The 6,681-nt window shown below is 37.8% G+C and carries 6 protein-coding genes; 1 reads left to right on the forward strand and 5 read right to left on the reverse strand.

Features of this window, described 5'->3' with window-relative positions; genetic code table 11:
• Positions 1-362: 362 nt before the first annotated feature.
• The 5 genes from QZ657_RS16995 to QZ657_RS17015 are packed head-to-tail and all read right to left on the reverse strand — an operon-like array spanning position 363 to position 4,530.
• Positions 363-839, reverse strand: coding sequence for a methylated-DNA--[protein]-cysteine S-methyltransferase (locus tag QZ657_RS16995; protein ID WP_291968223.1), 477 nt, complete (start codon positions 837-839; stop codon positions 363-365).
• A 15-nt stretch (positions 840-854) separates the two neighbouring features.
• Positions 855-1,979 (reverse strand): CNNM domain-containing protein, encoded by a 1,125-nt coding sequence (locus tag QZ657_RS17000; protein ID WP_291968224.1) that lies wholly within the window; start codon positions 1,977-1,979, stop codon positions 855-857.
• Positions 1,980-2,028: 49 nt separating this feature from the next.
• Positions 2,029-3,360: a serine hydrolase domain-containing protein gene (locus QZ657_RS17005; RefSeq protein ID WP_291968225.1), complete on the reverse strand. Its 1,332-nt coding sequence runs from the start codon at positions 3,358-3,360 to the stop codon at positions 2,029-2,031.
• Positions 3,361-3,372: 12 nt separating this feature from the next.
• A complete protein-coding gene (hemB, locus tag QZ657_RS17010) occupies positions 3,373-4,362 on the reverse strand; it encodes a porphobilinogen synthase (RefSeq protein ID WP_291962815.1) in 990 nt (329 codons plus the stop codon).
• Positions 4,363-4,380: 18 nt separating this feature from the next.
• Positions 4,381-4,530, reverse strand: coding sequence for a hypothetical protein (locus QZ657_RS17015; protein WP_276470425.1), 150 nt, complete (start codon positions 4,528-4,530; stop codon positions 4,381-4,383).
• A gap of 159 nt (positions 4,531-4,689) precedes the next feature.
• On the opposite strand from QZ657_RS17015, the gene QZ657_RS17020 reads away from it, so the two are divergent.
• Positions 4,690-6,681 (forward strand): DEAD/DEAH box helicase family protein (locus QZ657_RS17020; protein WP_291968226.1); only part of this gene is annotated, 1,992 nt, incomplete at its 3' end.

Consider the following 6,681-nt stretch of genomic DNA (forward strand, 5'->3'; position numbering starts at 1 on the left):
AACTATTGTATATGTACACAATTGCACATATCCCTCTATATTGTAGAATATGTGCAATTGTTTTTCTGTTTACTAATATACTATTAAAGAATAAACCTACAATAATCAGCAAAATTTACATTACGGGAAACCATAAACGTAATATTTAATATAAATCTAAACGAAGTATCTGTGCTAAAAGGGAAAATCAGTTAACCGACCAACCGGTCTGTTCTTTCCTGAAAAAAGGCATTGCAATGGTAGAATTGTACGATGGTTATGACAATACAATCGACGAAATACAAGGTTTATGGCATTTAGAGGGAAATTTGAATGGGTAACAAACCAAGTAGTTTGTTTTTTAACGAGATAGAATAGTGCTTTTAAAACAAACTTTGCTGTTTTGTTGGGCTTTCATGGTTCAATAACCACTGTTTTCTGTGTAGCCCGCCGGCGTAACCGGTAAGTGAACCATCTGTACCTATGACCCTATGGCAAGGCACCACGATCCATAACGGATTTCTGGCATTTGCGGATGCGGCCGCCCGAGTTGCATTTGGGTCTCCCAAAGATTTGGCAAGTTCTAAGTAAGATCTAGATTTTCCGTAGGGAATATTCTGTAATTCTACCCAAACCTTTTTCTGGAATTCCGTTCCGTGAGGATTCAGCTTTAGATCAAATTGGGTTCTTACACCTTCAAAATACTCGTTCAGTTGGTATACGGCATCCTCTAATGTTTCCGGTATTACATCCGTTAAAGTTTCATCAGAGTTCAAGACCGTAATAGCTGTAAGTCCGTCTGCATCCCCAACAATTTTGGCTATGCCCAAAGGTGTATCTATGTAAGCAATGTCGGCCATAATGGTGGGTATTGGTTATTCGTCCGGTGAAGTTGGTTTTTCTATGACTCCCGTTGCCTGAGCACGTTTTTCCCAATTTTTACGGGCAAGACTCTGCAAATCCGCAATATTGTCGCTCTCATCCATAATTTCAAGCCCTAGAAGGGTCTCGATCACATCTTCCATAGTTACAATACCGCTAACAGAACCATATTCGTCTACCACAAGTGCAATGGCTTCACGTTTTTCTATGAAAATTTCAAATAATGTAGGGATTGGTGTACTTCTACGGGTAACCAATATTTCTCGTTTAATATCCTTTAAAGGAATATCACCGTTCTGGTTGATCATTTCTTCCAATACATTGTCCTTTAAAACAAAACCGGTAATGTTATCAATGTTATTGGTGTAAATAGGAATTCTAGAGAAGCGTAATTTGGGATTGTCGGTAAAAAAATCTGCGATTGTTTTTTCATCTGAAGCTACTTTCATAACCGCCCTTGGTGTCATAATATCTTTGACCAAAACTTCATCGAACTTCAAAAGATTTTTGATGATGGTAGATTCGGATTTTTCAAAAACACCCTCTTCATGCGCCATATCTGTCATGGCATGAAAATCTTCCCTACTTAATACACTACCATGATGGTTGCCACCGCCTACCATTTTGGTAAATAAACGCAATAACCAAAGCAAGCCTGTATATTTTAAGCCCAACACCATAATATTCAATGCCTTGGTAGAGAAATTCGCCAATTGTTTCCAGTAGGTTGCGCCAATGGTCTTAGGTATAATTTCAGATGCTACCAGAATTAGAATGGTCATAATGGTAGATACAACGCCTACCATTAAGTCTTCGGTAAATTCTATGCCAAAAATAGAGCTGGTCTCGCTACCGTAAAGTTCGGCATAGGCCGCCTTTGCCTGCACACCTACCAAAATTGCACCAACGGTGTGGGCAATGGTATTTATGGTCAAAATAGCGATCAACGGCTGATCGACATCTTTTTTAAGACCTTCCAAGGTTTTTGCATAAGAATGGCCTTCTTTCATTTTTACATTGATGAAGGTTGGGGTAATACTCAACAATACCGCTTCTAGTATAGAACACAGAAAGGAGAAGAAAATAGAAATAAATGCGTAAAATAGTAATAGTCCCATAGGGTTGTTTTATAAATCGAAGATATTAATAAAAATGCTAAGGTTGGTGCTATTTTGCGTTATCAAATGCCTGATAAAATATTTGTTGAACGGACGGACGTATATTTAAGCGGTAAATATTCCTATTTTCTCGTGTAGGATATACCCTGTTCGATAAGAAAATATATACTATTTGATGCTCTGGATCTGCCCAGACAAAAGTTCCTGTAAAACCGCTATGCCCAAAACTAGATGCTCCTACTTCTGGCGCGGGGTAAGCATTGGTAATCTTAAACGTATTATTCTTTAAATAGGGTTTATCAAAGCCAAGGCCTCTTCTATTATCGTTATCGGGATATTGTACTTTGGTAAATTCCTTTATAGTTTTTTCAGAGATGTATCGTTTACCGGCATAAAGACCGTTTTGCAGGAACATTTGCATAATGATCGCCAGATCATCTGCAGTACCAAACAGCCCGGCGTTGCCAGAAATACCACCTAACAAAGAGGCATTTTCATCATGTACCCAACCTTGGGTTAGTGTATGTCTGTACATAGTATCGACTTCGGTCGGGATAATTTTATTGTTGAAATTTTTGGTACTCGGCAAAAAACCAAAGGTTTTCATACCAAGTGGTCTGTAAAATTCCTGCTCCATATAATCTTCATACGGAATGCCGGTTATTTGAGAAATCAGCTCTGGAAAAATTAGAAATGTGAGTCCCGAGTATTTATATTTCTTCTCTGCGGATACCTTAGAACGATTGATAATGCGATACATTTTTCTGTTGTATCTATTTTTTACATAGATACCTTCATAAGCTTCGTTACTAAACCTTTTATAACTTTTATTACGAATAAACTTCTTTTTGAACCGACCGTTATTTTTTAAGGTTTTGCTTAAGAATACAATGTACGGTTCTAAACCAGCTTGATGCGCCAATATCTCACGAAGCGTAGTGTTTGCTTTGTCTTTTTGACTTTTCCAAGGTTTCCAATAGGTGCTGAAAGGAACATCTAAACTCAACTTGCCTTCATCTACCAATTTCATGATGGCAGGTAGCGGACCTAGAATTTTGGTGACCGAAGCTAGATCATAAATATCATTTTTAGCAACAGGTTGTATGCTGTCATAGGTATGAAATCCGTATGCTTCATGAAAAATGATATTCCCCTCTTTCGCAATTAAAACTTGCGCACCGGGGAAAGCATTATTTTTTATACCATTTGTTATAATATTATCTACGTTGCGATATACAAGGGCAGAATCCAATGCGTAGGCCTTCAACGAAGATTCTTGCAAACTAGAACCAACCGGAAGCAGAAGTGGTGTGGTTTTTTCTACTTGAGCAAAAGCGCCAAAGTAAAATAAACCGAAAAGTATATATAAATAATTATGCATATAAATTGTTCTTTAACCTAACAATTTAACAGCATCTTTGGCAAAGTAACTAGCTATGATATTGGCACCCGCTCTTTTAATTGCGGTCAGTTGTTCCATCATTACGGCATCATGATCTAACCATCCTTTTTCAGCGGCTGCCTTTACCATGGCATATTCACCGGAAACTTGGTACACGGCAACGGGTACATCAAATTCATTTTTAATTTCACGGACAATATCCAAATAGCACAATCCCGGTTTTACCATTACAATATCCGCACCTTCATCAATATCCAATTGCGTTTCGCGAATAGCTTCAAACCGATTCGCATAATCCATTTGATAAGTCTTTTTATCCTTAGGTACATTTTTGATATCCACAGGGGCAGAGTCTAAAGCATCTCTAAACGGACCGTAGAAAGCACTTGCGTATTTTGCACTGTATGCCATGATGCCGGTATCGGTATACCCTTCATCTTCCAATGCTTCACGAATACTGATAATACGACCGTCCATCATATCACTAGGAGCAACAAAATCTGCACCCGCCTGTGCGTGGGATACACTCATTTCCGCTAATACATCTACACTTTCATCGTTTAGAATTTGTCCGTCGGCAACAATACCATCATGACCGTAAGAAGAATAGGGGTCAAGGGCAACATCTGTCATTACCAACATCTCTGGGCAAGCACTTTTTACCGTCTTGATCGCCAATTGCATTAATCCGTTTTCGTTCAATGCCTCAGAGCCGCTATTATCCTTTAAATTATCAGCTACCTTAACAAATAACAGAACAGAGCGCAGCCCCATTTTCCAAAGTACCTTTACCTCTTTGGTCAAGTTATCTAGACTAAGACGGTAATAGTTGGGCATAGAAGGTATTTCTTCTTTAATTCCCTTGCCCTCAACTACAAAAAGCGGGACCAAAAAGTCACTTGGAGAAATGATGGTTTCACGAACCAAACTACGTATTGCTTCTGAGGTTCTTAATCTTCTTGGGCGTATAAGTGGGTACATAGTGTAATTTTTAAATGCTTATTTAGATTCTTGACTTTTTTTAATGATACTTTTAAGCCGTTCTTTTCTAAGCGCGGCTTCCTTTTTTAATTTGTTCTTCTTTCTTTCCATGAGCTTGGCATGCTTTGCTTTGTTCAACGTATTTTTTGCCTTGCCTTTTTTTGCCATATTCGAATATTTAAATTCAAACGCTCAATCGCTTTAAAGCCTTAGTTGCTATGCCATAAAACGTGCATCTCTTGAAGTTTTACAAAAATAGGGGAATTTGAAGAATAGCTATAGTGGTTATTACTTATTTTTATGGGCTTAGCCGATAATTGATTCTTGATGCAAAAATTCAGAGAACTATTAAAGTTCAAATATACATGGCGTAGCTATCAACAAAAATTTTTGGATGGTTTTCAAAGCCATATTAAAGACGAGCATTTACATGTTGTTGCACCACCGGGATCTGGCAAAACCATACTTGGCTTAGAAATTCTAATTCGTATAGGTAAACCAACTTTGGTCTTGGCGCCTACATTGACCATACGTAACCAATGGCGTTCTCGGTTGCTAGATTTTTTTGCGGTTCAAAAAGATTTCGATCAGTATTCCTTAGACCTAAAAAAACCTAGCTTAATTACTTTTTCAACCTATCAATCATTATTTTCCTTAACCAAGTCTTTCGATGAAAATGAGAAACAACAGCTGTTAGATTTTATCACATCGCATGGCATTAAAACCTTGGTGTTAGATGAGGCGCATCATCTTAAAAATGAATGGTGGCAATGCCTTTATCATTTAAAGCAAATAGAAGGTCTAACGGTGGTCTCGTTGACTGCAACTCCGCCTTATGATAGTTCTACAACAGAAATCAATCGTTATTTTAGTTTATGTGGTCCTATTGATGATGAAATTGCAGTACCAGATCTTATTAAGAACGGAGACCTTTGTCCGCATCAAGATTTTGTGTATTTCTCCAAGCCTGAAGAGACACAGATCAAATACATTGTAAACTACCGAGAGCAGATTTTAAATTTTACCAATCAACTTCTTGTAAATAAGGAGTTACAAGAAGCGTTGATCACTCAGGATTTCTATGTACACCCAAAGGAATCTTTGGAATATATCTATCAAAATCCTACTTTTTTCAGTTCGGTTATTATTTATCTGAACGCTTGCGGTTATGCCGTAAATGAGCAGAACTTAAAAATTCTTGGTTTTTCTAACAACGAGGTGAACTTTCCCAGTTTTACCTATGAATGGTCAGAAGCATTGTTACAGCATTTATTGGTGGATCAGCGGGAAGCATTTAGTGCTCTTGAAGCAATTTTATTGCCTTTGGAAAAGGAACTAAAGCGTATAGGGGTTCTCGAAAATAAGCGGGTAAATTTTGTTGGTGATGAGGTTTTGTATAGAAACTTATCCAATAGCCCTAGTAAGCTTGAAAGTATTTATCAAATTGTAAAAAGTACCAATGCCAATTTGGGTGATGCTGCTAGAACGGTCATTTTGACTGATTTTATCCGAAAGGAATTTTTAGATTTTGAAGGAAGCGATACTAAAGCCTTAAACAAGCTTGGGGTAGTGCCTATTTTCAAATACATTTTGGCTAAGCAAAGTGATTATACACAACTTGGTGTGTTAACAGGGTCATTGGTGCTATTGCATGAAACTGTTTTGCCAAATTTGAAAGCGCTTTTAGCTATTGAAAAGCTGCATGTGCAGGCTGTTGAGGGTGCTATAGGATATCTTTTTATACAAGTGCCCGATACGCTTAAACATAAAATAGCAGAATCTGTTACGCAGTTATTTCAAGATGGAGCAATAAAAACCTTGATCGGTACAAAAGCTTTTCTAGGCGAAGGGTGGGATGCCCCTTGTATTAACACTTTGATATTGGCATCTTATGTAGGTTCTTTTGTTTCTTCCAATCAAATGCGAGGTCGCGCCATTCGTGTAGATGCAAATAATCCTGATAAAACAGGTACTATATGGCATTTGGCCTGTTTGGATCCAACTGCTGCCGATGGTGGTAAAGACATGGAAAAATTGCAACAACGTTTTGAAGCCTTTACAGGGGTATCGCTCCGTGATGAAATATATATCTCTAACGGAATAGACCGATTGGTATTACCTGTAGAATGGAATGAAACTACCCATTTAGCAACGATTAACGCAGAAATGCTAGAAATGGCACAACAGAAATCTGACTTTATATATAGATGGAATTATGCCATTGAAAAGGGTTCCATTTTGGTGCGCGAACTTAAGATACCATATGCCGGTGATCAGCCTTTTGCCAAAACAAAAAAATTACATGCCTTAAATGCAGGT

This window comes from Maribacter sp. (assembly GCA_020629415.1).
GTDB classification, from domain to species: domain Bacteria; phylum Bacteroidota; class Bacteroidia; order Flavobacteriales; family Flavobacteriaceae; genus Maribacter; species Maribacter huludaoensis.